Below are 23236 nucleotides of genomic sequence, written 5' to 3' on the forward strand. Positions count from 1 at the left end.
CGCGATGTCCGACGACGCCTTCGTCCTCGGCGGTACGGAGTTCTCCTCCCGGCTCATCATGGGCACCGGCGGCGCCCCCAGCCTGGACGTCCTGGAGCGCTCCCTGGCGGCCAGCGGCACCGAGCTGACCACCGTCGCCATGCGCCGCCTCGACCCGACCGTGCAGGGGTCGGTCCTCTCCGTCCTGGACCGGCTCGGCATCCGCGTGCTGCCGAACACGGCGGGCTGCCACACGGCGGGCGAGGCCGTCCTCACCGCCCGGCTCGCCCGGGAGGCGCTGGGCACCGACTGGGTCAAGCTGGAGGTGGTGGCGGACGAGCGGACCCTCCTCCCGGACGGGGTGGAGCTCCTCGACGCCGCCGAGACCCTGGTGGACGACGGCTTCACCGTCCTGCCCTACACCAACGACGACCCGGTCCTGGCCCGGAAGCTGGAGGACGTCGGCTGCGCGGCGATCATGCCGCTCGGCTCCCCCATCGGCTCCGGCCTCGGCATCCGCAACCCGCACAACTTCGAGCTGATCGTGGAGCGGGCCGGCGTCCCGGTGATCCTCGACGCCGGCGCGGGCACCGCCTCGGACGCGGCGCTCGCGATGGAGCTGGGGTGCGCGGCGGTGATGCTCGCCTCGGCGGTGACCCGCGCGCAGGAGCCGGTCCTGATGGCCTCGGCGATGCGCCACGCGGTCGAGGCCGGGCGGCTGGCCCGCCGCGCGGGCCGCATCCCCCGCCGCCACTTCGCGGAGGCGTCCTCCCCCGTGGAGGGCCGCGCCCGCCTCGACCCGGAGCGCCCCGCGTTCTGACCCCCTCCCGCCGGGGCCGGGGTGCGCGGGGTACGTCACAAGCGTGCTGCGGTCGGCCCCGGGGGGCGGGCCGCGTCCGCCCCGGCTCGTAGACTCGACGCCGTGGACACGACCCTTCAGGACCCCCTCGTCGGGCGGCTGCTCGACGGCCGCTACCGCGTCGACGCGCGCATCGCCGTCGGCGGGATGGCCACGGTCTACCGGGCCGTGGACACCCGCCTCGACCGCGTCCTCGCGCTCAAGGTGATGCACCCCGCCCTGGCGGCCGACGCCGTCTTCGTCGAGCGGTTCATCCGCGAGGCGAAGTCCGTCGCCCGCCTCGCGCACCCGAACGTGGTCGCCGTCTTCGACCAGGGCGCCGAGGGCGCGTACGTCTACCTGGCGATGGAGTACGTCTCCGGCTGCACCCTGCGGGACGTGCTCCGCGAGCGCGGCGCCCTCCAGCCCCGCGCCGCCCTGGACATCCTGGAGCCGGTGCTGGCCGCGCTCGGCGCCGCGCACCGGGCCGGGTTCGTGCACCGGGACATGAAGCCGGAGAACGTGCTGATAGGGGACGACGGCCGGGTCAAGGTCGCCGACTTCGGGCTCGTCCGGTCCGTCAACTCGGCGACCGCCACCACCGGAGCGGTCCTCGGCACCGTCTCGTACCTCGCCCCCGAGCAGATCGAGCACGGCACCGCCGACACCCGCGCCGACGTGTACGCCTGCGGCGTCGTGCTGTACGAGATGCTGACGGGCGCCAAGCCCCACTCGGGCGACACCCCGGCCCAGGTGCTCTACCAGCACCTGAACACCGACGTGCCGGCCCCGTCCGCCGCCGTCCCCGGCCTGCCGCTGGAGCTGGACGAGCTGGTCGCCTCCGCGACCGCCCGCAATCCCGAGGTCCGCCCGCACGACGCCGTGGCCCTGCTCGCCCAGGCCCGGGAGGCGCGGGCGGCGCTCACCGACGCGCAGCTGGACGCGGTGCCGCCCCGGGCGCGCGCCGAGCAGCGGGACACCGGCGAGGACCGCACCAGCGTGATCGCCCGCCCCGTGCCCGCGGCGGAGGCCGCCGACCCGCACGAGGTGCGGCACACCAGCCGCCTCTCGGCCCCCGAGCCCCCGCCGCCCGGCGGGCGCCGCCGCACCCTCCGCCGGCCGGCCCCGCGCGGCCCGCTCCTGATCGTCCTCGGCGTCCTGCTCGCCCTGGGCATCGGCGGCGGCGTCTGGTACATCAACGCCGGCCAGTTCACCCGGGTCCCCGCCGTCCTCGGCCAGACCGAGGAGGCGGCCGCCGGGCGGCTGGCCGACGCCGGCCTGGAGCTGGGCACGACGAAGCGCGCCTTCAGCGAGGTGTACGAGCGCGGCACCGTGATGGCCGTCGACCCGGCGCCCGGCGAGCGGGTCCGCAGCCACGCCACCGTCACCCTCACCCTCTCCCGCGGCCCGGAGATCGTGAAGGTCCCCAACCTGCGGAACAAGCCGCTCGCCGAGGCCAAGCGGATCCTCACCGAGCAGGGCCTCGCCCCCGGCGTCGTCTCCACCGCCTTCAGCACGACCGTCGCCCAGGGCGCCGTGATCGGCTCCGACCCGGAGCCGGGCACCGAGCGGGCCCCGGACTCGGCCGTCGCCCTCGTGGTCAGCAAGGGCGCCCCGGTCGACGTCCCCGACGTGACCGGCGAGACCGTCGCCGACGCCACCGCCGCCCTCCAGGAGGCCGGGCTCAAGGTCACCGTCGCGCCGGAGCGGGTGCACTCCCCCGAGGCCGCCGGTTCGGTCGCCGCCCAGTCCCTCGCCGAGGGCAGCCGGGCCGCGAAGGGCGACGCGGTCACCCTGACGGTCTCCAAGGGCCCGCGTCCCGTCGAGGTCCCGGACGTCCTCGGCATGACGACCGACGAGGCCCGCGCGGCACTGGAGGACGCCGGTTTCGAGGTGAAGGTCGAGAAGTCCTTCCCCTTCCTCGGCAACGAGGTCACGGGCCAGTCCGCCGAGGGCGGGACGACCGCCCCGGAGGGCTCCACCGTCACCATCACGATCAAGGGAATCTGAGAGAGCCATGCGCAACCCCGTCGGCGGCCACGTCCCCGTGGCGGGCGGTCTCGCCACGACCGGCCTGGGCTACGCCCGCGAGCTGGGCGCCGAGACCGTCCAGGTCTTCGTCGCCAACCCGCGCGGCTGGGCCACCCCGACCGGCAACCCCGCCCAGGACGAGCGGTTCCGCCAGGAGTGCGCCGACGGGTCGGTCTCGGCCTGGGTGCACGCCCCCTATCTGATCAACTTCGGCTCCTCCACCGAGGCCACCGCCGAGAAGTCGGTGGAGTCCCTGCGCCACTCGCTGCGGCGCGGCCGGGAGATCGGCGCGCGGGGCGTGGTGGTCCACACCGGCTCGGCCACCGGCGGCCGTCCCCGCGCGCAGGCGCTGGCGCAGGTGCGGGAGCGCCTGCTGCCGCTGCTCGACGAGCTGACCCACGAGGACGACCCGTACCTGCTCCTGGAGTCCACGGCCGGCCAGGGCTCCTCGCTCTGTTCCAGGGCGGAGGACTTCGGGCCGTACTTCGACGCGCTCGACCACCACCCCCGGCTGGGGATCTGCCTGGACACCTGCCACGTCTTCGCGGCCGGCCACGACCTGACCGCGCCGGGCGGGGCGGCGCGGACCCTGGACGAGCTGGTCGCCACGGTCGGCGAGGGCCGGCTGCGGCTGATCCACGCCAACGACTCGAAGGACGTCGCCGGCGCGCACAAGGACCGGCACGCCAACATCGGCGTCGGCCACATCGGCCAGGAGGCGTTCCGTGAACTCCTGCGCCACCCGGCCACCGACGGCGTGCCGCTGATCATCGAGACCCCGGGCGGCAAGGAGGGGCACCTCGCCGACATCGAGCTGCTCAAGAAGCTCCGGGACTGATCCACTCCCGGTCATTTCCGATTGAGGAATACCCCGAGGGGGTATACGGTTCCCGAGGAGAAGCAGGAACCGCTACCCGAGGTTGGGGGCACCCTCATGGAGCACGAAGCGCACGAGACCCATCACCACCGCCACACCGGGCACACGGACCACGCCCACACCGCCGCACACGCGGGTCACGAAGACCACGCGGGCCACGGAGGCCACGAGGGTCACGAAGGCCACGGAGACCACCACGCCGGCCACGGCGGCGGGACGGCGTCCTGGGGCATGGCGGCGAAGGCCACCCTCCACTGCCTCACCGGCTGCGCCATCGGCGAGGTCCTCGGCATGATCATCGGCACCGCGCTCGGCTGGGGCAACGCGCCGACCATGGTCCTCGCGATCGTCCTGGCGTTCTTCTTCGGCTACGCGCTCACGCTGCGCGGCGTCCTCGCCGCCGGCCTGGACTTCCGGTCCGCCTTCAAGGTCGCGCTCGCCGCCGACACGATCTCGATCATCGTCATGGAGATCGTCGACAACGGCGTGCTGCTGCTCGTCCCCGGCGCCATGGACGCCCACCTCGACGACGCCCTCTTCTGGGGCGCCCTCGCCTTCGCCTTCGTCGTCGCCTTCCTGGTCACCACGCCGGTGAACAAGTGGATGATCGGGCGGGGCAAGGGCCACGCGGTGGTGCACCAGTACCACCACTGACCGACGGCCGGGCCGTACGCGACGGCCGGGGGCCTACAGCTCCGGGCCGTCGCCCGGTTCCTCCTGGTACGAGTAGCGCTGCTCGGTCCACGGGTCGCCGAGGTTGTGGTAGCCGCGCTCCTCCCAGAAGCCCCGGCGGTCGGCCGTCATGTACTCCACGCCCCGGACCCACTTCGGGCCCTTCCAGGCGTACAGGTGCGGCACGACGAGCCGCAGCGGGAAGCCGTGCTCGGCGGTGAGCAGCTCGCCGTCCTTGTGGGTGGCGAAGATCGTGCCCTCGGCGGCGAAGTCCGCGAGCCGCATGTTGGCGCTGTAGCCGTACTCGGCCCACACCATCACGTGCGTGACGTGCGGGGCGGGCGGCGCGAGTTCCAGGACCGTGCGGGCGGCGACGCCGCCCCACTCGGCGCCGAGCATGCTGAACTTGGTCACGCAGTGCAGATCGGCCACCACCGTGGAGAACGGCAGGGCCGAGAACTCCTCGTGGTTCCAGCAGCGCTTGTCGCCGTCGGCGGTCGCGCCGAAGACGCGGAACTCCCAGCGCTCCGGCTTGAACTTGGGCACGGGCCCGTAGTGGGTGACCGGCCAGCCGCGCTGGAGCCGCTGCCCCGGCGGCAGCTCGGGCGAAATGTCCGGCATCCCCGCTTCCCGGTGTACCCCGCTGTCCGGCTGACCCATGTCATCCATGGTGACAGACCGCGAGGGGTGGTCATGACCAGCCACCCACCCGGACGCGCCCATTCGGGCAACTCCTACTAAGCCTGCACTTACTGGACGCCCCCCATGCGGAGTGCGAGGATGCGGCCATCCTGCCCCGTGAGGGGCCGGACACGTCCCGTGATGGAAGGAACCTGGAGCGATGCAGGGCGACCCCGAGGTCCTGGAGTTTCTGAACGAGCAGCTGACCGGCGAGCTGACGGCCATCAACCAGTACTGGCTGCACTACCGCATCCAGGACAACAAGGGCTGGACGAAGCTCGCGAAGTACACCCGCGAAGAGTCCATCGACGAGATGAAGCACGCGGACAAGCTGACCGAGCGCATCCTGATGCTCGACGGCCTGCCCAACTACCAGCGGCTCTTCCACGTGCGCGTCGGCCAGACCGTCACCGAGATGTTCCAGGCGGACCGCCAGGTCGAGGTGGAGGCGATCGACCGCCTCAAGCGGGGCATCGAGGTCATGCGCGCCAAGGGCGACGTCACCTCGGCCAACCTCTTCGAGGAGATCCTCGCGGACGAGGAGCACCACATCGACTACCTGGACACCCAGCTGGAGCTGATCGAGTCGCTGGGCGAGGCGCTCTACCTCTCGACGCTCATCGAGCAGCCCAGCTGACGGGGCGCCCGAGGGCCCGGGGCGGCCGGCCGGAGGGCTAGGCGGCCTCGGGAAGGTCGAGGACCTCCGCGCCGGAGACCTCCGCCACGAGAGCGGGGACGCCCTGGTCGACGAGCTCGCGGCGCGGGCAGTTCCCCCGCCCGAGAATGGCCTGGATGCGACGTACACACGAACCGCAGTCCGTGCCCGCCTTGCAGGCCGAGGCGATCTGGCGGGGCGTGCAGGCGCCGGCCTCCGCGTGCTCCTTGACCTGCTTCTCCGTGACACCGAAGCATGAGCAGACGTACACGCGGATCACCTCCCGCCGAGATCGATTAGGCTAACCTAACCTTACCCGGCGGGCCCGGGGCGCAAAAGCCTTCGATACGACGATGGGGCGCGGATCACAAGGATCCGCGCCCCATCGTCGTAGGTACCTACTTACTGATCGCGGTACATCTCGGCCACGAGGAACGCGAGGTCGAGCGACTGGCTCCGGTTGAGGCGCGGGTCGCAGGCCGTCTCGTAGCGCTGGTGCAGGTCGTCGACGAAGATCTCGTCGCCGCCGCCCACGCACTCGGTGACGTCGTCACCGGTGAGCTCCACGTGGATGCCGCCCGGGTGGGTGCCCAGCTCCTTGTGGACCTCGAAGAAGCCCTTGACCTCGTCGAGCACGTCGTCGAAGCGGCGGGTCTTGTGGCCCGAGGCCGCCTCGAAGGTGTTGCCGTGCATCGGGTCGGTCACCCAGGCGACGGTGGCGCCCGAGGCGGTGACCTTCTCGACCAGCTCCGGGAGCCTGTCCCGGACCTTGTCGGCGCCCATGCGGACGATGAAGGTCAGCCGGCCCGGCTCGCGGTCCGGGTCGAGGCGCTCGATGTACGTCAGCGCCTCCTCCGGGGTGGTCGTCGGGCCCAGCTTGATGCCGATCGGGTTCGCGATCTGCGCGGCGAACTCGATGTGGGCGTGGTCCAGCTGGCGGGTGCGCTCGCCGATCCAGACCATGTGGCCGGAGGTGTCGTACAGCTTGCCGGTGCGCGAGTCCGTACGGGTCAGCGCGCCCTCGTAGTCCAGCAGCAGTGCCTCGTGCGAGGCGTAGAACTCCACCGCCTTGAACTCGGCCGGGTCGGTGCCGCAGGCCTTCATGAAGTTCAGGGCGTTGTCGATCTCGCGCGCCAGCTGCTCGTAGCGCTGGCCCGACGGGGACGACTTCACGAAGTCCTGGTTCCAGGCGTGCACCTGGCGCAGGTCGGCGTAACCGCCGGTGGTGAAGGCGCGGACCAGGTTGAGCGTGGAGGCGGACGCGTTGTACATCCGCTTCAGGCGCTCGGGGTCCGGGACGCGGGCCTTCTCGTTGAAGTCGAAGCCGTTGACGGAGTCGCCCCGGTAGGTGGGGAGCGTCACACCGTCACGGGTCTCGGTGCCCTTGGAGCGGGGCTTGGAGTACTGCCCCGCGATGCGGCCCACCTTGACGACGGGCACGGAGGCCGCGTACGTCAGGACGGCGCTCATCTGGAGCAGGGTCTTCAGCTTGGCCCGGATGTGATCGGCCGACACCGCGTCGAAGGCCTCCGCGCAGTCGCCGCCCTGGAGCAGGAACGCCTCGCCACGGGCGACGGCTCCCATCCGGGCGCGCAGCTGGTCGCACTCGCCGGCGAAGACGAGCGGAGGATACGACTCGAGGTCCGCGATCACATCGCGCAGAGCCTCGGCATCGGGGTACTCGGGCTGCTGCGCCGCGGGCAGGTCTCGCCAGGTCGCCTTGGCGACGGCGTGGGATTCAGCGTTCACGGTCACACGGACCACAGTACGGGGTTCTTCGTCCTGTCCTGTCCCCTGCCCAGTCACTGAGACGCGCATCCGTTATGTCCGGGCACGATCTTCACGCCATCGGGTGATGTTACCCTCGGGCCCGTTTAGCAAACGAGCAAACCTGCTCGCCAAATACATAGCTGACAACAGGGGTGGGTGTGACCCAGAGGCACCGCAGGGATCGCAAGAAGAAACGACTCTTGTACGGCGCGGCGGCCGCGGTCGTCGCCACCGCCACGATCGGGACCCTCGCGGTCGCCTCGCCGGGTCTCCTCGGCGCGGCCGGCGACGCGGAGCCCGGCGGCAGGGCCACCCTCCAGGAGCAGTTCGCGGCGGCGGCGGCGGAGTTCGACGTACCGCAGAGCGTGCTGATGGCGGTGTCGTACCAGAAGTCGCTGTGGGAGTCCCACGACGGCGAGCCCAGCACCACGGGCGGCTACAACGTCATGGGCCTGACGAAGGTCGACCCGGAGGACGTCGAGACCGAGATCACCGACGAGCAGATCCGGCACTTCAACGGCAGCGGGCGCCCGGAGATCGAGAAGGGCTTCGACCCGGAGCGGGTCCGCCGCACCCTGGCCGGAGCCACCGTCGACACCGACGACCCCCGGCTGCACACGCTGGACAAGGCCGCCGATCTGATCGACAGCCCGGCCGAGACCGTCCAGAACGACAGCGCCGCCTCCATCCGGGCCGGTGCCGCCCTGCTCGCCGAGTACCAGAAGCAGGCGGGAGCCGAGCTGTCGGACGAGGCCGGCGACTGGTACCCGGCCGTGGCCCGCTACAGCGAGTCGACGCAGAAGAAGGGCGCCGAGGTCTTCGCGAAGCGCGTCTTCGAGTCGATCAAGAAGGGCGAGCACAAGCTCACCTCCGACGGCGAGCAGCTCGCCCTGCCGGCCGACCCCTCGGTCACCCCGGCCCGGCCCGCGAACGTCCCGCTCGCCGCGGCCTTCGCGAGCACCACGGCGACGACGGCGACGGTCGAGTGCCCGTCCGGGATGAACTGCACGCCCCACTTCATCGTGCCGGCGGCGGACGGGTCGAAGAACTACACCCAGGCCGACCGCCCCAACAACGGCGTCGACATCCGCCAGATCGTCATCCACGACACCGAGGGCGCGTGGGACGGTTCGCTGCGGACCCTGACCGACCCGAAGGGCAAGGGCAGCGCCCACTACATGATCAACGCGGCGGGCACCGAGGTGGCCCAGCTGCTGGAGAACAAGAACCTGGCCTGGCACGCGGGCAACTGGACCCACAACATGCACGCCATCGGCGTGGAGCACGAGGGCTGGGCCATCAAGGAGGGCTCCTGGTTCGACCCGCAGCTCTACCGCACCTCGGCCGAGCTGGTGAAGTTCCTCGCCGCCAAGTACGGCGTGCCGATCGACCGTGAGCACATCATCGGCCACGACGAGGTCGCGCTCCAGACGGACGACCGCATGGACACCCTCCACTGGGACGCGGGCCCGTACTGGGACTGGAACTACTACATGTCCCTGCTCGGCGCCCCGCAGGGCGACAAGGGCGCGGGCGGGCTGTTCCGCGCGGGGCAGACGGTCCGCGTGGTGCCGCCGTTCACCACGGCGAACCAGACGGCGATGACGTACTGGGACGACGAGACCAAGACGAACAAGACGGCCTCGGTCCGCCCCGTCAACTTCGGCTACCTCTACACGGGCCCGGGGACGAGCTACGCCGCCCTCAAGGATCCGTACTTCACCGCGCTGCCCACCCAGGGCTCCAACTACGGCAACAAGGTCCGTGCCGGCGGCCTCTACGTCGTCGCCGAGGTCAGAACCAACTGGACGGCGATCTGGTACGCGGGCCAGAAGGCCTGGTTCTACAACCCCGGCGGCCAGTACACCGTGCCGGTGAACGCCACCACGGTGAAGGTCAAGGCCCCCCTGACCTCCATCAAGGTCTTCGGCCGCTCCTTCCCGGAGACCGCCGCCTACACCGCGGCCGCCCTGGAGGCCCCGGGCAACGAGAACGACCCGCTGTCGAAGTTCACCTTTGCCTCCGGCCAGGCCTACGTGAAGGCCGGCCCCGCGGTGGTGGGCGACGACTGGTTCGGCTCGGCCCAGAGGAACGTCGTCGGCAGCGTCAAGTTCGTGCCGATCCGCTTCCACCACAAGATCGTCTGGGTGAAGGAGAGCGAGGTCACCGAGGCCCCCTCGGCCGCCCCCGTCAGCGCCACCGACCGCAACAACGTCATCGCCCGCGACGCCGCCGGCGTCCTCTGGCAGTACCAGGGGTCCGGCAACCCCGCCGCGCCGTTCCTGGCCAAGTACCGGGTCGGTGCCGGGTGGCAGGCCTACGACGCGCTCACGGCGATGACGGAGCTGCGGGCCGACGGCACCGGTGACGCGGTCGCCCGGGACAAGGACGGCGTGCTCTGGTACTACAAGGGCTCCGGCAACCCGAACGCGCCGTTCAAGGCGCGCCTCCGGGTCGGTGGCGGCTGGCAGGTCTACGACAAGATCCTCGGCGCGCGCGACATGAACGCCGACGGCAGGCCCGACCTGATCGCCCGCGACAAGACCGGCGTCCTGTGGCTGTACACGAACACCGGCGCCTCCCCGAACCCGTTCGCGACCCGCGTCAAGGTCGGCGGCGGCTGGCAGGTCTACAACGAGCTGATCAGCACCGGCGACATGAACGCCGACGGCAGGCCCGACCTGATCGCCCGCGACAAGGCCGGCGTCCTGTGGTTCTACAAGAACACCGGCGGCCACCCGAACCCCTACGCCACGAAGGCGCAGGTCGGCGGCGGCTGGCAGGCGTACGACACGATGGTCGGCCCGGGTGACCTGAACAAGGACGGCAAGCCGGACCTGATCGCCCGCGACGCCTCCGGCGTCCTGTGGTTCTACAGGAACACCGGCGGCTACCCCAACCCCTACGCCCCCAAGGCGCAGGTCGGCGGCGGCTGGCAGGCCTTCAACCTGATCGTCTGATCCGGTCGCGCCCCGCGGACGGGGCCCGTTCCACGCCTTCCGGGGCGCGGGACGGGCCCCGTTCCCGTGTCCGGCTGGGTTACAGTGCTCGCATGTACACGCCTTCGCACCAGAACTGGTGGTGGACCGTCCCTCCGGCGGCCCACTGACTGCGCGTACCCGAAGACCACGCGAAGGCCGCCCGAGGGGCGGCCTTTCTCGTACCCGCGAGGCCGTTCCTCTCCGCACTCCGACCGGAAGGAACCCACTGCCATGGACTTCGACCTCTCCCGTCTCCTCGACGACTCCGCCCCGCCCTTCGCCCTGCTGCGCCGCCGCACCCCCGGCCGCGACCACGACACCGTCGAGGTGCTGACCGGCTCCGTCCACGAGGTGGAGCGGCTGGCCGAGCTGCCGGTGGGCGAGCGGCCGGCGCTCGCGCTGGTGCCGTTCCGGCAGATCCGCGAGCGCGGGTTCGACGTGCGGGACGACGGGACGCCGCTGTCGGTGCTGGTCGCCGACGAGACGTACGAGCTGCCGCTCGGCGAGGTGCTGGAGGCGCTGCCCGCGCACCCCGTCGCCGTGGCCGGCGGGCGGTTCGACGTCTCCGACGAGGAGTACGCGGCGACCGTGCGGCGGGTGATCGAGGAGGAGATCGGCGGCGGCGAGGGCGCGAACTTCGTCATCCGGCGGACGTACACCGGCGAGATCCCGGGCTTCGGGCGGGCCGACGCGCTGGCGCTCTTCCGGCGGCTGCTCCGGGGCGAGCGGGGCGCGTACTGGACCTTCGTCGTGCACACCGGGGAGCGGACGCTCGTCGGGGCCAGCCCCGAGGTGCACGTCCGGATGTCGGGCGGGACCGTGGTCATGAACCCGATCAGCGGAACCTACCGCTACCCGGACGGGGCCGCGCCGACCGCCGAGGGGCTGCTGGGCTTCCTCGCCGACCGCAAGGAGACCGAGGAGCTCTCCATGGTGGTGGACGAGGAGCTGAAGATGATGTGCACGGTCGGGGACAGGGGCGGGGTGGTGATCGGCCCCCGGCTGAAGGAGATGGCCCATCTCGCGCACACCGAGTACGAGTTGCGGGGCCGTTCCTCGCTGGACGTGCGGGAGGTGCTGCGGGAGACGATGTTCGCGGCGACGGTGACGGGCTCGCCGGTGCAGAACGCCTGCCGGGTGATCGAGCGTCACGAGGCGGGCGGGCGGGGCTACTACGCGGGCGCGCTGGCGCTGCTCGGCACGGACGGGAACGGGGCGCAGACGCTGGACTCCCCCATCCTCATCCGTACCGCCGACATCGCGGCCGACGGGCGGCTGCGGGTGCCGGTGGGCGCGACGCTGGTGCGGCACTCGGACCCGGCGGGCGAGGTCGCGGAGACCCACGCGAAGGCGGCGGGGGTGCTGGCGGCGCTCGGGGTGCGGGAGGGGCGCCCGGCCGCGGAGGACGCGGTCGTCCGGCCGCGGCTGGCGGACGATCCGCGGGTGCGGGCCGCGCTGGACGCCCGGCGGGCGGACCTGGCGCCGTTCTGGCTGCGGATGCAGGTCCGGTCGGCGGAGCTGACGGGCCACGCGCTGGTGGTCGACGCGGAGGACACCTTCACCGCGATGCTGGCCCACCTGCTGCGCTCCTCGGGGCTGGAGGTGTCGGTGCTGCGCTACGACGAGCCGGGGCTGCGGGAGCTGGCGCTCGCCCACGAGGGGCCGGTGGTGCTGGGGCCCGGCCCGGGCGACCCGACGGACGCGGCCGACCCGAAGATGCGGTTCCTGCGCGGGCTCACCGCCGAGCTGCTGCGCGGCCACCGGCACGGGCTCCTCGGCGTGTGCCTGGGCCACGAGCTGATCGCCGCCGAGCTGGGACTGGACATCGTGCGCAAGCGGGTCCCGTTCCAGGGCGCCCAGGTCCGGATCGACCTGTTCGGGCAGGAGCGGACGGTCGGCTTCTACAACAGCTTCACGGCGCGCTGCGACGAGCGGGAGGAGACGGAGCTGGCGCTGCACCGGATCGAGGTGAGCCGGGACGCGGAGTCGGGCGAGGTGCACGCGCTGCGCGGCCCGGGCTTCGCCTCGGTGCAGTTCCACCCGGAGTCGGTGCTGACGCTGGAGGGCGCGGCGGTGACGGCCTCGCTGCTGGCCGGGGTGCTGGTCTAGGAGGCGGCCCTGGGGACCAGGACGTTCTCGCCGCGCTCGCCGCGCGTGTAGTCGAGGACGTTCTGGACCGTGGTGTCGATGATCTGGCCGACCGCGTCGACGGTGTAGTACGCCTGGTGGCTGGTCACGACGACGTTCGGGAAGGTCACCAGGCGGGCCAGGGTGTCGTCCTCGACGCCGGCGAGGGACTTGTCGAGGAAGAAGAGGCCGGCCTCGGCCTCGTAGACGTCGAGGCCGACGCCGGTGAAGCGGCCGGCGCGGAGCTCGGTGACGAGGGCCTCGGTGTCGACGAGGCCGCCGCGGCTGGAGTTGACCAGGATCGCGTCGTCCTTCATGGCCTTGAGGGCGGCGGCGTCGATGATGTGCCGGGTGGCGGGCAGCAGCGGGACGTGGAGGCTGACGAGGTCGGCCTCGGCGAGGAGCCGGTCCTTGTCGGCGTACTCCATGCCGAGGGCGACGCAGGCCGGGTTCTCGGCGACGTCCCAGCCGAGGAGCCGCATGCCGAAGCCGTGGGCGATCCGGGTGAAGGCCTCGCCGATCTTGCCGGTGCCGAGGACGCCGACCGTGCGGCCCCGCATGTCGCGGCCCATCAGCCCGTCGAGGCGGAAGTCGAAGTCGCGCGTGCGGTTGGAGGCGCGGACGATCCGCCGGTTGACGGCCATGGCGAGGGTCCAGGCGAACTCGGCGACCGAGTACGGCGAGTAGTACGAGACCCGGGCGACGGTGAGGCCGAGGCGTTCGGCGACCTCCAGGTCGATGTTGTTGAAGCCGGTGGAGCGCTGGGCGATCATCTGGGTCCCGCCGGCCGCCAGGGTCTGCAGGACCCGGTGGTCGAGGACGGCGTTGACGCTGGTGGAGACGATCTCGTACCCGGCCGCGATGGGGGCGGTGTCCTCGCTGAGGAAGACGTCGAGGCAGCGGACGTCGTGGTGGCCCGCGAACGCCCTCTCGATCAGCGGCTTCTCGTCCGCCTGCACGCCGAATGCCAGGATCTCCACGACAGTCCTCTCGCCGAAAAGCCGCAAAAGCCGCAAGGCCGCATATGCGGCCGAATATACGGCCCCGTCCCCCGTCCCGCCCGGCGCCCGGCCGGTCAGCCCTCGTCGAGGCCGCGCTCGATCGCGTACCGGACCAGCTCGACGCGGTTGTGCAGCTGGAGCTTGCCCAGGGTGTTCTGGACGTGGTTCTGCACGGTGCGGTGCGAGATGACCAGCCGCTCGGCGATCTGCTTGTAGCTGAGGCCCTTGGCGACGAGCCGCAGGACCTCGGTCTCGCGGTCGGTGAGGCGCGGCGCCTCGGGCTCGCCGGCGCCGGCGGCGGGCGCGGGCTCGGAGGCGAGGCGGCGGTACTCGCCGAGGACCAGGCCCGCCAGGCCCGGGGTGAAGACGGGGTCGCCCGCGGCGGTGCGGCGGACCGCGTCGGTCAGCTCCTCGGTGCTGGCCGACTTCAGCAGGTAGCCGGTGGCGCCGGACTTCACGGCCTCCAGGACGTCGGCGTGCTCGCCGCTCGCCGAGAGGACCAGGACCCGCAGCCCGGGCAGCGTCCCGACCAGCTCCTTGCAGACCTGGACGCCCGGCTTGGCCGGCAGGTTCAGGTCCAGGACCAGGACGTCGGGGGCGGCGGCCGGGGCCCGGCGGACGGCCTGCTCGCCGTCGCCCGCGGTGGCGACGACGGAGAAGCCCGCCTCCGCCAGGTCGCGGGCGACGGCGTCCCGCCACATGGGGTGGTCGTCGACGACCATCACCTTGACGGGCCGTCCCCGCTCCGCCTCGCCGTGTGCCTCGTTCACTTCTCTCCTGCCTTCCCCCGTGCGTCCCGCGCCGGTCGCGGGACCTTCAGTTCGACTTCGGTGCCCTGGCCGGGGACCGAGATCAGCTCGGCCGTGCCGCCCAGGTCGCGCAGGCGCCCCCGGATGGAGAGCGCGACGCCCATCCGGCCCTCGCCCTCCGCCTCCGCGAGCCGGCCCTCCGGGATGCCGGGCCCGTCGTCCCGGACGGTGACGATGACCTCGTCGTCCCAGTCCTCGACCAGGATCCACGCGCGCGCGTCCGCGCCCGCGTGCACCCGCACATTGTCCAGGGCGGCGCCGACGGCGGCGGCCAGCTCGCGGGCGGCGGCGGAGGGCAGCGGCACGGGCACGCCGGGGTCGGAGAGGGTGACCCGGGCGCCGGCCCGCGGGGCGAGCAGGGTGCGCAGGTCGACGGGGGCGTCGTCGGCGGGCTCGTCGTCGACCTCGACGACCCGGACGACCGCGCCCTCGGACTCGTCCTCGGAGACGTGGCTGGCGCGGGTGAGGCCGCCGGCCACCAGGGTCCGCAGCGCGACCTCCTGCTCACCGGCCATCCGGCCCAGCTCGGCGGCCTCCCCGCCGAGGGCGGTGCCGCGCCGCTGCACCATGGCGAGGACCTGGAGGACGCTGTCGTGGATGTCGCGGGCGAGCCGCTCGCGCTCGCGGGTCGCGGCCTCGATCTCCAGGGCGCGGGCGAGGGTGCGCTCGGAGGCGCGGGCGACCTCGACGACGTAGCCGATGGCGATGGAGGCCACCCAGACCAGGATCACGTTGTGGACGGTGTCCCGGCTGGGGTGGCCCCGCTCGATGATGTTGGCGACGGCGACGAGGGAGGAGGCGAAGCCGGCCCAGCGCCAGCCGCCCTTGATGGCGTAGGCGAGGACCGAGCCGGCCGTCCATATCGTCGGCAGCGTGGGGCCGTCCACGGTCTGGGCGTGGGCGTCGGCGAGCGGGGTGAGGAGGATGCCGGTGAGGGCGAGGGCGAGGTCGGCGGTGAGGAAGCGCTTGGTGCAGCTCGCCGCGTTCGCCACCTTGGGCAGGGTGGCGAGGGTCCAGACGCAGAGCACCGCGAGGTAGGCGACGGCGATCCAGGGCCGCTCGTAGCGGTCCCGGCCGGTGGCGAAGATCAGTACGGCGTAGACCGTCGTCAGGACGCGGTAGCCGGTCAGCGCCCGCCACAGCGGCTGCTCCACCGACATGCGCACGACACGCTCGCGCTTGGCCATCTCCCCCACCCCCACCGGCGCTCCCCCACGGGAACGTCAGGCGCCGGACTCTTCCCGTGCGGCGATCTCCGCCTTCACGGCCTCCTTGGCGGCCTTCTCGGCCTCGGCGAGCTGCCGCTTGGCGGCCGTCGCGTAGATGTCCACGTACTCCTGGCCGGACAGCTTCATGATCTCGTACATGACCTCGTCGGTCACCGAGCGGAGGATGAAGCGGTCGCCGTCCATGCCCTGGTAGCGGGAGAAGTCCAGCGGCTTGCCGATCCTGATCCCGGGGCGCATGAGCTTCGGGACGACCTTGCCGGGCGGCTGGATCTTCTCGGTGTCGATCATGGCGACGGGGATCACCGGGGCGCCGGTGGCCAGCGCGACCCGGGCGAGCCCGCCGGGCTTGCCGCGGTAGAGCCGGCCGTCGGGCGAGCGGGTGCCCTCGGGGTAGATGCCGAAGAGGCCGCCGCCCTCGATGACCTCGATGCCGGCCTTGATGGCCGCCTCGCCGGCGCCGCGGGCGCCCGAGCGGTCCACCGGGAGCTGGCCGACGCCCTTGAAGAAGGCCGCGGTCAGCCGGCCCTTCACGCCGGGCGTGGTGAAGTACTCCGCCTTGGCGATGAAGGTGACCTTGCGGTCGAGGACCGCGGGCAGGAAGAAGGAGTCCGAGAAGGACAGGTGGTTGCTGGCCAGGATCGCGGGCCCTTCGGCGGGCACGTTCTCCAGGCCCTCCACCCAGGGCCGGAAGGCGAGCTTCAGGGACCCGCCGATGGAGAACTTCATTGCGCCGTAGATCAACTCGCCATGCCTTCCGTGTGCCGTCGCGACGACTTTATCCCGTGGCGACGTGCCGCCCCCGCTGCGGCCCTGGTCGGTGTCGGTCCGGTCGCGTACCGTGAAGGTCCTTCCCCCCGTCGCCGCACGGTTCCCGCGTCCCGACGCGCCGGAGCCGCAGACCGAACAGGAGACCCCGGTGCCGGTCCTTCCCGGAGCCGAGCCGTACCGCCATGAGGGCGGAGAGGTCGGCGTCCTTCTCTGTCACGGATTCACCGGTTCCCCGCAGTCGATGCGCCCGTGGGGCGAGTACCTCGCGGACCGCGGCCTGACCGTGTCGGTGCCCCTGCTGCCCGGGCACGGCACGCGCTGGCAGGACATGCAGCTCACCACCTGGCACGACTGGTACGCGGAGGTGGACCGGGCGCTGCGCGAGCTGACCGCCCGCTGCTCCTCGGTCTTCGTCTTCGGCCTCTCCATGGGCGGGGCGCTGACCCTCCGCCTCGCCGCGAAGCACGGGGACGCGGTCCGCGGCATCGTGCTCGTCAACCCGGGCAACAAGGTGCACGGCCTCGCCGCGCACGCCCTGCCCGTCGTGCGGCACCTCGTCCCGACGACGAAGGGCGTCGCCAACGACATCGCGAAGGAGGGCGTGACCGAGGTCGGGTACGACCGCGTCCCGCTGCACGCGGCGCACTCGCTCCGGCAGTTCTTCCGGCTGGTGGACGCCGAGCTGCCGCAGGTCACCCAGCCCCTCCTGCTGCTGCACAGCCCGGACGACCACGTGGTGCCGCCGGCCGACTCGGCGCGGGTGCTCGCCCGGGTCTCCTCCACGGACGTCCGCGAGGTCCTGCTGGAACAGAGCTACCACGTCGCGACGTTGGACCATGACGCGGAGAGGATCTTCGAGGAGAGTCTGGCGTTCGTCGAGCGTCTCGCCCCGGGAGTCGTGGGCGGGAAGGGGAGCAGGAGCGGTGGCTGACCAGCAGGACGGCGGCGAGCGGGAGCCGCAGCCCATCGACGAGGAGGCGGCGTGGGCCGCGATCGTCGCGGGGTACGGCGAGGAGCCCGCGGACCCGCCGGGGGCGCGGCCGTTCCGGCCGATCGAGAACCTGCGGCTGCCCGAGCCGGAGGAGCTGGAGGCGCGGGAGGCCCGGGCCGCCTCGGGGAGCGACGTACCGAAGCCGGACAAGACGAAGCGGGAGCCGGCACCGGCCGAGCCGGAGCCCGAGGCGGATGACGACGACGGCCCTGGCGCCGGGCCCGCCCTCGGCAGCTCGATCACCTTCGCGCCCGGGGTGCGCCCGGGCGGAGGTCCGCGCGACTACAGCGTGGCCGAGCCGGAGGAGGGTCCCGGCGGCGCGGACGAGGGGCACTTCGTGCCGCCGGAGCCGCCGCCGCTCCCGGAGGCGGACACCACCACCAAGTTCGCCTGGCTCGCGGTGGTCGGCGGCCCGGTCCTGATGCTGCTCGCGGTCCTCCTCCGGTGGGACATGACCTGGTGGCTGACCACCCTGTGCGTCGGCGGCTTCCTGGGCGGCTTCGTGACCCTGGTGGCCCGGATGAAGGGCGACGACGAGGACGACGGCTACGACGACCCGGGCCGCGGCGCGGTCGTGTGACCCCGGGCGGGCCCCCGCCCGGGGGCCCGCCCGCCGCCCGTACCGGCAGACGGGCCGCCCCTCCCGACACAGTCCGGGAGCCGGACGGGCCTCAGACCCCCGCGCGGAGCCTGACCGCCGCCAGCACCGGGAGGTGGGCTGCCCCCTCCGACGCCGCCCTCGCACCGCTCGGCGCCCGAGGCGCCTTCCGGGCTTCGGCCGGCTGAGGCGGACTCCGCCCGCCGGGGGACCGGGCGGGTGTCAGACCCCCGCGCGGAGCCTGACCGCCGCCAGTACCGGGAGGTGGTCCGTGGCGGCGGTCAGGTCGGCCGGGGGGAGGCCGGAGGGGACGCCGCAGCCCAGGAACTCCACCGGGGGCGTGGCGAGGATCGCGTCGATGCGCTGGTGCGGGTCGGTCGCGGGGTGGGTGTGCTCGGTGCCCCGGGGGGCGGTCGTCCAGCCGTCCCTGAGCCTCTCGGCGAGCCGGGTGGAGGCGCGGCCGCCGGGGCGCTCGTTGAGGTCGCCGGCGACGATCGTGTACAGGGTGCCCAGCGCGGCCACCCGGTCGAGTACCAGCCCGGCCTGGGCGTACCGCTCGTCCTCGCGCAGGCTCAGGTGGCAGCTGACGAGACCCAGCCGTACGGCCCCGAAGCGGACGACGGCGGTGGCGAGGCCCCGCCGGTGCAGTCCGGGGGTGAGCGGCAGGAGGACGTCCTCGGTCCGCTCGACGGTGGCGCGCAGCGAGCAGAGCAGCAGCGGCCCCGCGGCGGTGGCCCCGCCGGAGAGCGTCACCAGTTCGCTCTTGGCGGCCAGCCGGGCCGCGTGCTTGCGCCAGCGGAAGAAGCGCGGGGCCTCCTGGACGAGGACGACGTCGGGGGCGCAGGCCCGGATCACCCGGGCGAGGGCGTCCTCGTCGTCGCGCATCGAGCGGATGTTGTAGCTGAGGATCCGGACCACGGCGGAGCCGTCCGGCTCGGTACGGGAGGCGGGCAGCGCGCCGGTCGCGTCGAGGGCCATGGGCCCAACATAGGCCCGATGCCCGCCCCGCCCCAGAGGGCGCGGCGGGCATCGGCCGGACGGGACGCGGGGGTCAGCCCTGACGGGCCAGGTCCGCCGCGCCGACGAGACCGGCCTTGTTCCCGAGCTGGGCGGCGAGCACCTGGGCGTGCGGTCGCCACTGACCGCCGATCAGCCAGCGCCGGAAGGACTTCCGGATCGGGTCCAGGACGAGGTCGCCCTCGTCCGAGACGCCGCCGCCGACGATGAACGCCGAGGGGTCGAAGAGCGACGCCAGGTCGGCGAGGCCCGCGCCGGCCCAGCGGGCCAGCTCGCGGAAGGAGTCGACGGCGACCGGGTCGCCCGCGCGGGCGGCCTCGCTGACGTGCTTGCCCTGGATGCCCTCCGGGGAGCCGTCGCCGAGGCCGAGCAGGACCTCGGCCCGCTCGGGGGTGGCGTTGGCGCGCTGCCGGGCGTAGCGGACGAGGGCGCGGCCGGAGGCGTACTGCTCCCAGCAGCCCTGGCTGCCGCAGCCGCACAGCAGGCCGTCGGGGACGACCCGGATGTGGCCGAACTCGGCGGCGACGCCGAAGCGTCCGCGGCGCAGCTTGTTGCCGATGATGATGCCGCCGCCGAGGCCGGTGCCGAGGGTGATGCAGATGACGTCCTCGTGGCCCTGGCCTGCGCCGAAGCGGTACTCGCCCCAGGCGGCCGCGTTGGCGTCGTTCTCCACGACGACGGGGAGGCCGACGCGCTGCTCGACCTTGTCCTTCAGCGGCTCGTGCCGCCAGTCGATGTTCGGCGCGAAGAGGACGGTGGCCCGCTTGTCGTCGACGTATCCGGCGGCGCCGATGCCGACGGCCTCGATCGGGTGTCCCTTGCCGGCCTCGGAGACGGCCGCGCCGATGGCGTCGACGATGCCTTCGGGGGTCGGTGGGGTGGGCACCGTGTGCGTGTCGAGGATGTTGCCCTCCTCGTCGACCACGCCGGCCGCGATCTTCGTGCCGCCGATGTCGACGCCGATGGTGAGTCCCATGAATCCCTCAGTTTTCGGTCGAGCCCCGCTAGGGCCCACCGTACCCGAGGGGAGGGCGCCGCACTGATCAGTCCAGATCGATGGGACGGCCGGTGGCGGGGCCGTCCTCGCCGTCGCGGCGCTCCTCCGGGGCGGGCTCGCCGGGGGTGCCGGCGGCGCGGCGGGGGTCGTCCTCGGAGAGGCCGGGGCCGCGGGTCCAGCGGGTTTCGTGGCCCTCGACGGCGGAGCGGTAGGCGGCGAGGAGTTCGCTGCCGGCGGCGGCGAGGTGGTCGAAGACCTGCGGATTGCGCTCGATGACGGGCTCGACGGCGGCCTTCGCCTGGTTGACGAGGCCCTTGACGGTCTCGGCGGCCTGGGCGGCGGCGCGGGCGGCGTCCTGCCCGCCGAACAGCGGGGCCGCGGCGCCGAGTCCGCCGGCGAGCTTCTCGGCGACGGCCTCGAAGAGCTTGCGGAACTCCTCGGCGGGCGAGCCGGGTTCCTCCCCGTGCCGCGCGCGGCGGCGGGCCTTCTCCGCCTCCAGGTCCTCGGCACAGGCGTCGGCCCAGGGGTCCCGCTCGCTGCTCATGGCGTACTCCTCCGTCGCTTCCCTTCCTTCGACGGTACACGCCCGGGTGCGGGGGTCAGGAGGGCTCGGGCCACAGTCCGGGGTCGGGGGCGAAGCGGATCGCGAGGTCGCCGTCGACGAGTCCGGCGCCGGTGACGGTGCAGCGGCGCAGGGCGGGCGGGAGGGGGAGGGTGCGGCGGAAGGGGCCGGCGGCGAGGAGCAGCTCGTCGCCCCGGCGGACGAGGGAGAGGTCCTGCTTGACGGCGCCGGGCAGCGGCAGGTGCCAGACGAGCACGCCGTCCCGGGCGCGCCGGTCCTCGACGGCCGGGGCGGGCGCGGGGACGGGCTCCAGGCCGGGGCGTACGGCGGCGAGCAGGGCGAGGTCCCCGGGGCCGCGCGGGTCGCGGCCGAGGTGCGGCAGCTCGTGCAGGACGTCCCCGGCGTCGGCGCGGAGGGCGTCGAGGTGCCGGTGCTGTTCGGCGGTGAGGGCGGCGAGCCAGGAGTCCTCGGAGGCGGCGGGGAGGAGCCGGTTGGCGATCACGGCGTCGAGGGCGAGGCCCTGGAGGGCGAGGCCGAGGCGGGCGTCGCGGAGGGTGGCGGCGGCGGCCGGGCCGGGTTCGAGGACGAGCCGGACGGTGGTGCCGGGGGCCTCGACGACGGCCTGGACGGCGGCGAGTTCCCGCTCCCAGCGGGCGGTGGTCTCGTACAGCCACCGGGCGGGCATGGGGACGCCGGCGAGCTGGGCGAGCATCGGGCGCAGCGCGCGGGCGGCCTGCCGCTCGGGCGGCAGCAGCCGGCGCAGGTAGCGGCGGAGCTGCTCGGGGAGGGCGAGGACGGTGAGGGCCTCGCGCAGTGGCGGCAGGTCGACGACGGCGAGGTCGTGGTCCCCGGTGGCGGCCTCCCGCAGCGCCCGGAGCAGGGAGAACTGGCGGCTGCCGGGCAGTTCGGTGAGTTCGGCGTCCTCGAAGGGCGAGGCCCCGAGGAGGTCGAGGGCGGTCGAGGAGCGGGCCTGGAGGGCGAGGAACTCCCGCCGGAAGTCCCCCGCGGGGTCGGGCCGCAGCACGGTCAGCGTCCCGGGACCCGCGGCCTCGGCGGCCTCGGCGAGCGGTCCGGGGCGGTCCGGGTCCGCGTCGCCGGGGACGAGCAGCACGCGTCGGCCGGCGCGTGCCTCGGCGAGGGCGGTCGCGACGGCGACCGTGGTGCGCCCGGCGCCGCCGGCTCCGGTGACGAGGATGATCCGCATGCGGGTGACGCTATCGCGGGGCGCCCGGGCGCCGGCCGCGCGGCCCCCGCCCGTCGGTGCCCCGGTGCGGCCCTCCGCCCCTCAGGCCTTGGACTCGACGCGCTTCTTCAGGCCGGCCAGGGCGCGGTCGATGATGACCTTCTCGGCCTTGCGCTTGATCATGCCGAGCATGGGGATCTTGACGTCGACGGTCAGCTGGTAGGTGACCTCGGTGCGGTTGCCGGGGAGTTCGGCGAGCCGGTAGGAGCCGTCGAGGGAGCGCAGCATCTGGGACTTGACCAGGGTCCAGCTGACCTCGTTCGCGCCGGTCCAGGTGTACGCGAGGGTGTGGTCGTCCTTGATGGCGCCGGCGTCGAGGACGAGCCGGACCTTCTCGGCGCGGCCGGCGTCGTCGGTCTGGAGGACCTCGGCCTGGGTGACCTCGCCGGTCCAGTCGGGGTAGCGGGCGAAGTCGGCGATCACGCCCATGACGTCGGCCGGCGCCGCCTCGATGGTGATGCTCGAGCTGGTGTGTTCGGCCATCGCGGTGGCTCCTCCACTGTGCGGTCCGGCGGGCGTACATCGGGGCACAGACGTGCCGACGGAAGGCTATCGCGCCCCCGTGTCGCCCCCGTCACCACTCCAGGGCGAAGGGGCGGCCGGTCGAGGCGAAGTGCCCGACGTTCACGCACTCGGTGGAGCCGATCCGCATCCGGCGGGCCAGCGGCTGGTGGACGTGGCCGAAGAGGGCGTAGCGGGGGCGGGTGCGGCGGATGGCGTCGAGGAGGGCGGTGCTGCCGCGCTCGAAGCGGCGGGCGACGGTGTCGTAGGTCAGCTCGGGGACCTCGGGCGGGATGTGGGAGCAGAGGACGTCGACCTCGCCGAGGGCCTCGACCTTGGCGGCGTACTCCTCGTCCGAGATCTCGTACGGGGTGCGCATGGGGGTGCGCAGGCCGCCGCCGACGAAGCCGAGGACCAGGCCGCCGAGCTCGATCCGCTGCCCGTCGAGGACGGTGGTGCCGGGGCCCGCGTACTCGGGCCAGAGGGCGGGGATGTCGACGTTGCCGTAGGTGGCGTACGTGGGGGTGGGGAAGGCGGCGAAGAGTTCGGCGTACTGGCGGCGGACGGCGGACTCGATGGCGGTCTCGCGGTCGACGGCGAGGCCGGCCCAGAGGCTGCGGCCCAGGTCGCGGGCCTCGTCGAAGCGGCGGGCGGTGCGCAGCTCGACGATCCGGTCGGCGTTCGCCGTGCCGAAGAGGTCGGGGAAGATGCCCCGGCTGTGGTCGGCGTAGTCGAGGAAGAGGACCAGGTCGCCGAGGCATATGAGGGCGTCGGCGCCGTCCCCCGCCCTGGCGAGGGCGCCGGAGTTGCCGTGCACGTCGCTGACCACGTGGACTCGCATGGGCCCCACCTTAGGGCGTCGGACCTGCGGTTACTTGGGAGTCGGGAAAGCTGTGGATTACTGTGCGG

The 23236-nt window shown here is 73.2% G+C and carries 22 protein-coding genes; 9 read left to right on the top strand and 13 right to left on the bottom strand.

Annotated features, from left to right (window positions below):
• Window positions 1–4: 4 nt before the first annotated feature.
• The 4 genes from ACFW6A_RS01485 (at window position 5) to ACFW6A_RS01500 (ending at window position 4379) form a co-directional block, all read left to right on the top strand.
• Window positions 5–799 (top strand): thiazole synthase, encoded by a 795-nt coding sequence (locus ACFW6A_RS01485; protein WP_351840980.1) that lies wholly within the window; start codon window positions 5–7, stop codon window positions 797–799.
• A 102-nt stretch (window positions 800–901) separates the two neighbouring features.
• Window positions 902–2827 carry a Stk1 family PASTA domain-containing Ser/Thr kinase gene (pknB, locus tag ACFW6A_RS01490; RefSeq protein ID WP_351840978.1) on the top strand — a complete coding sequence of 642 codons (1926 nt, stop codon included), beginning with the start codon at window positions 902–904 and terminating at the stop codon, window positions 2825–2827.
• A 7-nt stretch (window positions 2828–2834) separates the two neighbouring features.
• On the top strand, window positions 2835–3686 hold the full coding sequence (locus ACFW6A_RS01495; RefSeq protein ID WP_351840976.1) for a deoxyribonuclease IV: 852 nt from the start codon (window positions 2835–2837) through the stop codon (window positions 3684–3686).
• Window positions 3687–3782: 96 nt separating this feature from the next.
• On the top strand, window positions 3783–4379 hold the full coding sequence (locus ACFW6A_RS01500) for a DUF4396 domain-containing protein (RefSeq protein ID WP_351840974.1): 597 nt from the start codon (window positions 3783–3785) through the stop codon (window positions 4377–4379).
• A gap of 33 nt (window positions 4380–4412) precedes the next feature.
• On the opposite strand, the gene ACFW6A_RS01505 is transcribed toward ACFW6A_RS01500, so the two are convergent.
• Window positions 4413–5057: a sulfite oxidase-like oxidoreductase gene (locus tag ACFW6A_RS01505; RefSeq protein WP_351840972.1), complete on the bottom strand. Its 645-nt coding sequence runs from the start codon at window positions 5055–5057 to the stop codon at window positions 4413–4415.
• Window positions 5058–5238: 181 nt separating this feature from the next.
• On the opposite strand from ACFW6A_RS01505, the gene bfr reads away from it, so the two are divergent.
• Window positions 5239–5715 carry a bacterioferritin gene (gene bfr, locus ACFW6A_RS01510; protein WP_351840970.1) on the top strand — a complete coding sequence of 159 codons (477 nt, stop codon included), beginning with the start codon at window positions 5239–5241 and terminating at the stop codon, window positions 5713–5715.
• Window positions 5716–5752: 37 nt separating this feature from the next.
• Here the strand turns inward: bfr and ACFW6A_RS01515 are convergent, their stop codons facing one another.
• Window positions 5753–6013: a (2Fe-2S)-binding protein gene (locus ACFW6A_RS01515; protein ID WP_351840968.1), complete on the bottom strand. Its 261-nt coding sequence runs from the start codon at window positions 6011–6013 to the stop codon at window positions 5753–5755.
• 122 nt (window positions 6014–6135) lie between these two features.
• Window positions 6136–7488 carry a class II 3-deoxy-7-phosphoheptulonate synthase gene (locus ACFW6A_RS01520; RefSeq protein WP_376466916.1) on the bottom strand — a complete coding sequence of 451 codons (1353 nt, stop codon included), beginning with the start codon at window positions 7486–7488 and terminating at the stop codon, window positions 6136–6138.
• A gap of 215 nt (window positions 7489–7703) precedes the next feature.
• On the opposite strand from ACFW6A_RS01520, the gene ACFW6A_RS01525 reads away from it, so the two are divergent.
• Entirely contained in the window at window positions 7704–10463 is a 2760-nt protein-coding gene (locus ACFW6A_RS01525; RefSeq protein ID WP_351840966.1) for an N-acetylmuramoyl-L-alanine amidase, read from the top strand.
• 252 nt (window positions 10464–10715) lie between these two features.
• Window positions 10716–12593: a chorismate-binding protein gene (locus tag ACFW6A_RS01530; RefSeq protein WP_351840964.1), complete on the top strand. Its 1878-nt coding sequence runs from the start codon at window positions 10716–10718 to the stop codon at window positions 12591–12593.
• Here ACFW6A_RS01530 and ACFW6A_RS01535 read toward each other — a convergent pair.
• The 4 genes from ACFW6A_RS01535 to ACFW6A_RS01550 all read right to left on the bottom strand — a co-directional run bounded on the left by ACFW6A_RS01535 (window position 12590) and on the right by ACFW6A_RS01550 (window position 16391).
• Complete coding sequence (locus ACFW6A_RS01535; protein WP_351840962.1) at window positions 12590–13591, bottom strand: 2-hydroxyacid dehydrogenase; 1002 nt, start codon at window positions 13589–13591, stop codon at window positions 12590–12592. The two genes, ACFW6A_RS01530 and ACFW6A_RS01535, sit on opposite strands and share 4 nt — an antisense overlap.
• A 95-nt stretch (window positions 13592–13686) precedes the next feature.
• Entirely contained in the window at window positions 13687–14334 is a 648-nt protein-coding gene (locus tag ACFW6A_RS01540) for a response regulator transcription factor (protein WP_351841196.1), read from the bottom strand.
• A 44-nt stretch (window positions 14335–14378) separates the two neighbouring features.
• On the bottom strand, window positions 14379–15608 hold the full coding sequence (macS, locus tag ACFW6A_RS01545) for a MacS family sensor histidine kinase (RefSeq protein WP_351840960.1): 1230 nt from the start codon (window positions 15606–15608) through the stop codon (window positions 14379–14381).
• A gap of 36 nt (window positions 15609–15644) precedes the next feature.
• Window positions 15645–16391 carry a lysophospholipid acyltransferase family protein gene (locus ACFW6A_RS01550; protein WP_351840958.1) on the bottom strand — a complete coding sequence of 249 codons (747 nt, stop codon included), beginning with the start codon at window positions 16389–16391 and terminating at the stop codon, window positions 15645–15647.
• 175 nt (window positions 16392–16566) lie between these two features.
• Here ACFW6A_RS01550 and ACFW6A_RS01555 point away from each other — a divergent pair, with 175 nt between their 5' ends.
• Window positions 16567–17349 (top strand): alpha/beta fold hydrolase, encoded by a 783-nt coding sequence (locus ACFW6A_RS01555; RefSeq protein ID WP_351841194.1) that lies wholly within the window; start codon window positions 16567–16569, stop codon window positions 17347–17349.
• Complete coding sequence (locus ACFW6A_RS01560; RefSeq protein WP_351840956.1) at window positions 17342–17989, top strand: hypothetical protein; 648 nt, start codon at window positions 17342–17344, stop codon at window positions 17987–17989. Before ACFW6A_RS01555 ends, ACFW6A_RS01560 begins: the two co-directional genes overlap by 8 nt.
• Window positions 17990–18229: 240 nt before the next feature.
• Here the strand turns inward: ACFW6A_RS01560 and ACFW6A_RS01565 are convergent, their stop codons facing one another.
• The 6 genes from ACFW6A_RS01565 to ACFW6A_RS01590 form a co-directional block, all read right to left on the bottom strand.
• Window positions 18230–18985, bottom strand: coding sequence for an endonuclease/exonuclease/phosphatase family protein (locus ACFW6A_RS01565; protein WP_351840954.1), 756 nt, complete (start codon window positions 18983–18985; stop codon window positions 18230–18232).
• Window positions 18986–19058: 73 nt separating this feature from the next.
• Window positions 19059–20000, bottom strand: coding sequence for an ROK family glucokinase (locus tag ACFW6A_RS01570; RefSeq protein WP_351840952.1), 942 nt, complete (start codon window positions 19998–20000; stop codon window positions 19059–19061).
• A gap of 67 nt (window positions 20001–20067) precedes the next feature.
• Entirely contained in the window at window positions 20068–20565 is a 498-nt protein-coding gene (locus ACFW6A_RS01575) for a DUF5304 domain-containing protein (protein WP_351840950.1), read from the bottom strand.
• A gap of 55 nt (window positions 20566–20620) precedes the next feature.
• On the bottom strand, window positions 20621–21787 hold the full coding sequence (locus tag ACFW6A_RS01580; protein WP_351840948.1) for an ArsA-related P-loop ATPase: 1167 nt from the start codon (window positions 21785–21787) through the stop codon (window positions 20621–20623).
• A gap of 81 nt (window positions 21788–21868) precedes the next feature.
• Window positions 21869–22309: an SRPBCC family protein gene (locus ACFW6A_RS01585; protein ID WP_351840946.1), complete on the bottom strand. Its 441-nt coding sequence runs from the start codon at window positions 22307–22309 to the stop codon at window positions 21869–21871.
• A gap of 91 nt (window positions 22310–22400) precedes the next feature.
• On the bottom strand, window positions 22401–23168 hold the full coding sequence (locus ACFW6A_RS01590; RefSeq protein WP_351840944.1) for a metallophosphoesterase: 768 nt from the start codon (window positions 23166–23168) through the stop codon (window positions 22401–22403).
• Between the last annotated feature and the right edge of the window lie 68 nt (window positions 23169–23236).

It is taken from the genome of Streptomyces sp. NPDC058758 (assembly GCF_042746075.1).
Classification (GTDB): domain Bacteria; phylum Actinomycetota; class Actinomycetes; order Streptomycetales; family Streptomycetaceae; genus Streptomyces.

What these genes read in the sequence shown, in the direction of transcription:
- ACFW6A_RS01590 (WP_351840944.1), bottom strand. Translation starts at nt 23,168, where the DNA reads ATGCGAGTCCACGTGGTCAGCGACGTGCACGGCAACTCCGGCGCCCTC.
- ACFW6A_RS01570 (WP_351840952.1), bottom strand. Translation starts at nt 20,000, where the DNA reads ATGGGACTCACCATCGGCGTCGACATCGGCGGCACGAAGATCGCGGCC.
- ACFW6A_RS01485 (WP_351840980.1), top strand. Translation starts at nt 5, where the DNA reads ATGTCCGACGACGCCTTCGTCCTCGGCGGTACGGAGTTCTCCTCCCGG.
- ACFW6A_RS01565 (WP_351840954.1), bottom strand. Translation starts at nt 18,985, where the DNA reads ATGGCCCTCGACGCGACCGGCGCGCTGCCCGCCTCCCGTACCGAGCCG.
- ACFW6A_RS01580 (WP_351840948.1), bottom strand. Translation starts at nt 21,787, where the DNA reads ATGCGGATCATCCTCGTCACCGGAGCCGGCGGCGCCGGGCGCACCACG.
- ACFW6A_RS01530 (WP_351840964.1), top strand. Translation starts at nt 10,716, where the DNA reads ATGGACTTCGACCTCTCCCGTCTCCTCGACGACTCCGCCCCGCCCTTC.
- ACFW6A_RS01540 (WP_351841196.1), bottom strand. Translation starts at nt 14,334, where the DNA reads ATGGTCGTCGACGACCACCCCATGTGGCGGGACGCCGTCGCCCGCGAC.
- bfr (WP_351840970.1), top strand. Translation starts at nt 5,239, where the DNA reads ATGCAGGGCGACCCCGAGGTCCTGGAGTTTCTGAACGAGCAGCTGACC.
- ACFW6A_RS01495 (WP_351840976.1), top strand. Translation starts at nt 2,835, where the DNA reads ATGCGCAACCCCGTCGGCGGCCACGTCCCCGTGGCGGGCGGTCTCGCC.
- ACFW6A_RS01500 (WP_351840974.1), top strand. Translation starts at nt 3,783, where the DNA reads ATGGAGCACGAAGCGCACGAGACCCATCACCACCGCCACACCGGGCAC.
- macS (WP_351840960.1), bottom strand. Translation starts at nt 15,608, where the DNA reads ATGGCCAAGCGCGAGCGTGTCGTGCGCATGTCGGTGGAGCAGCCGCTG.
- ACFW6A_RS01575 (WP_351840950.1), bottom strand. Translation starts at nt 20,565, where the DNA reads ATGAGCAGCGAGCGGGACCCCTGGGCCGACGCCTGTGCCGAGGACCTG.
- ACFW6A_RS01505 (WP_351840972.1), bottom strand. Translation starts at nt 5,057, where the DNA reads ATGGGTCAGCCGGACAGCGGGGTACACCGGGAAGCGGGGATGCCGGAC.
- ACFW6A_RS01585 (WP_351840946.1), bottom strand. Translation starts at nt 22,309, where the DNA reads ATGGCCGAACACACCAGCTCGAGCATCACCATCGAGGCGGCGCCGGCC.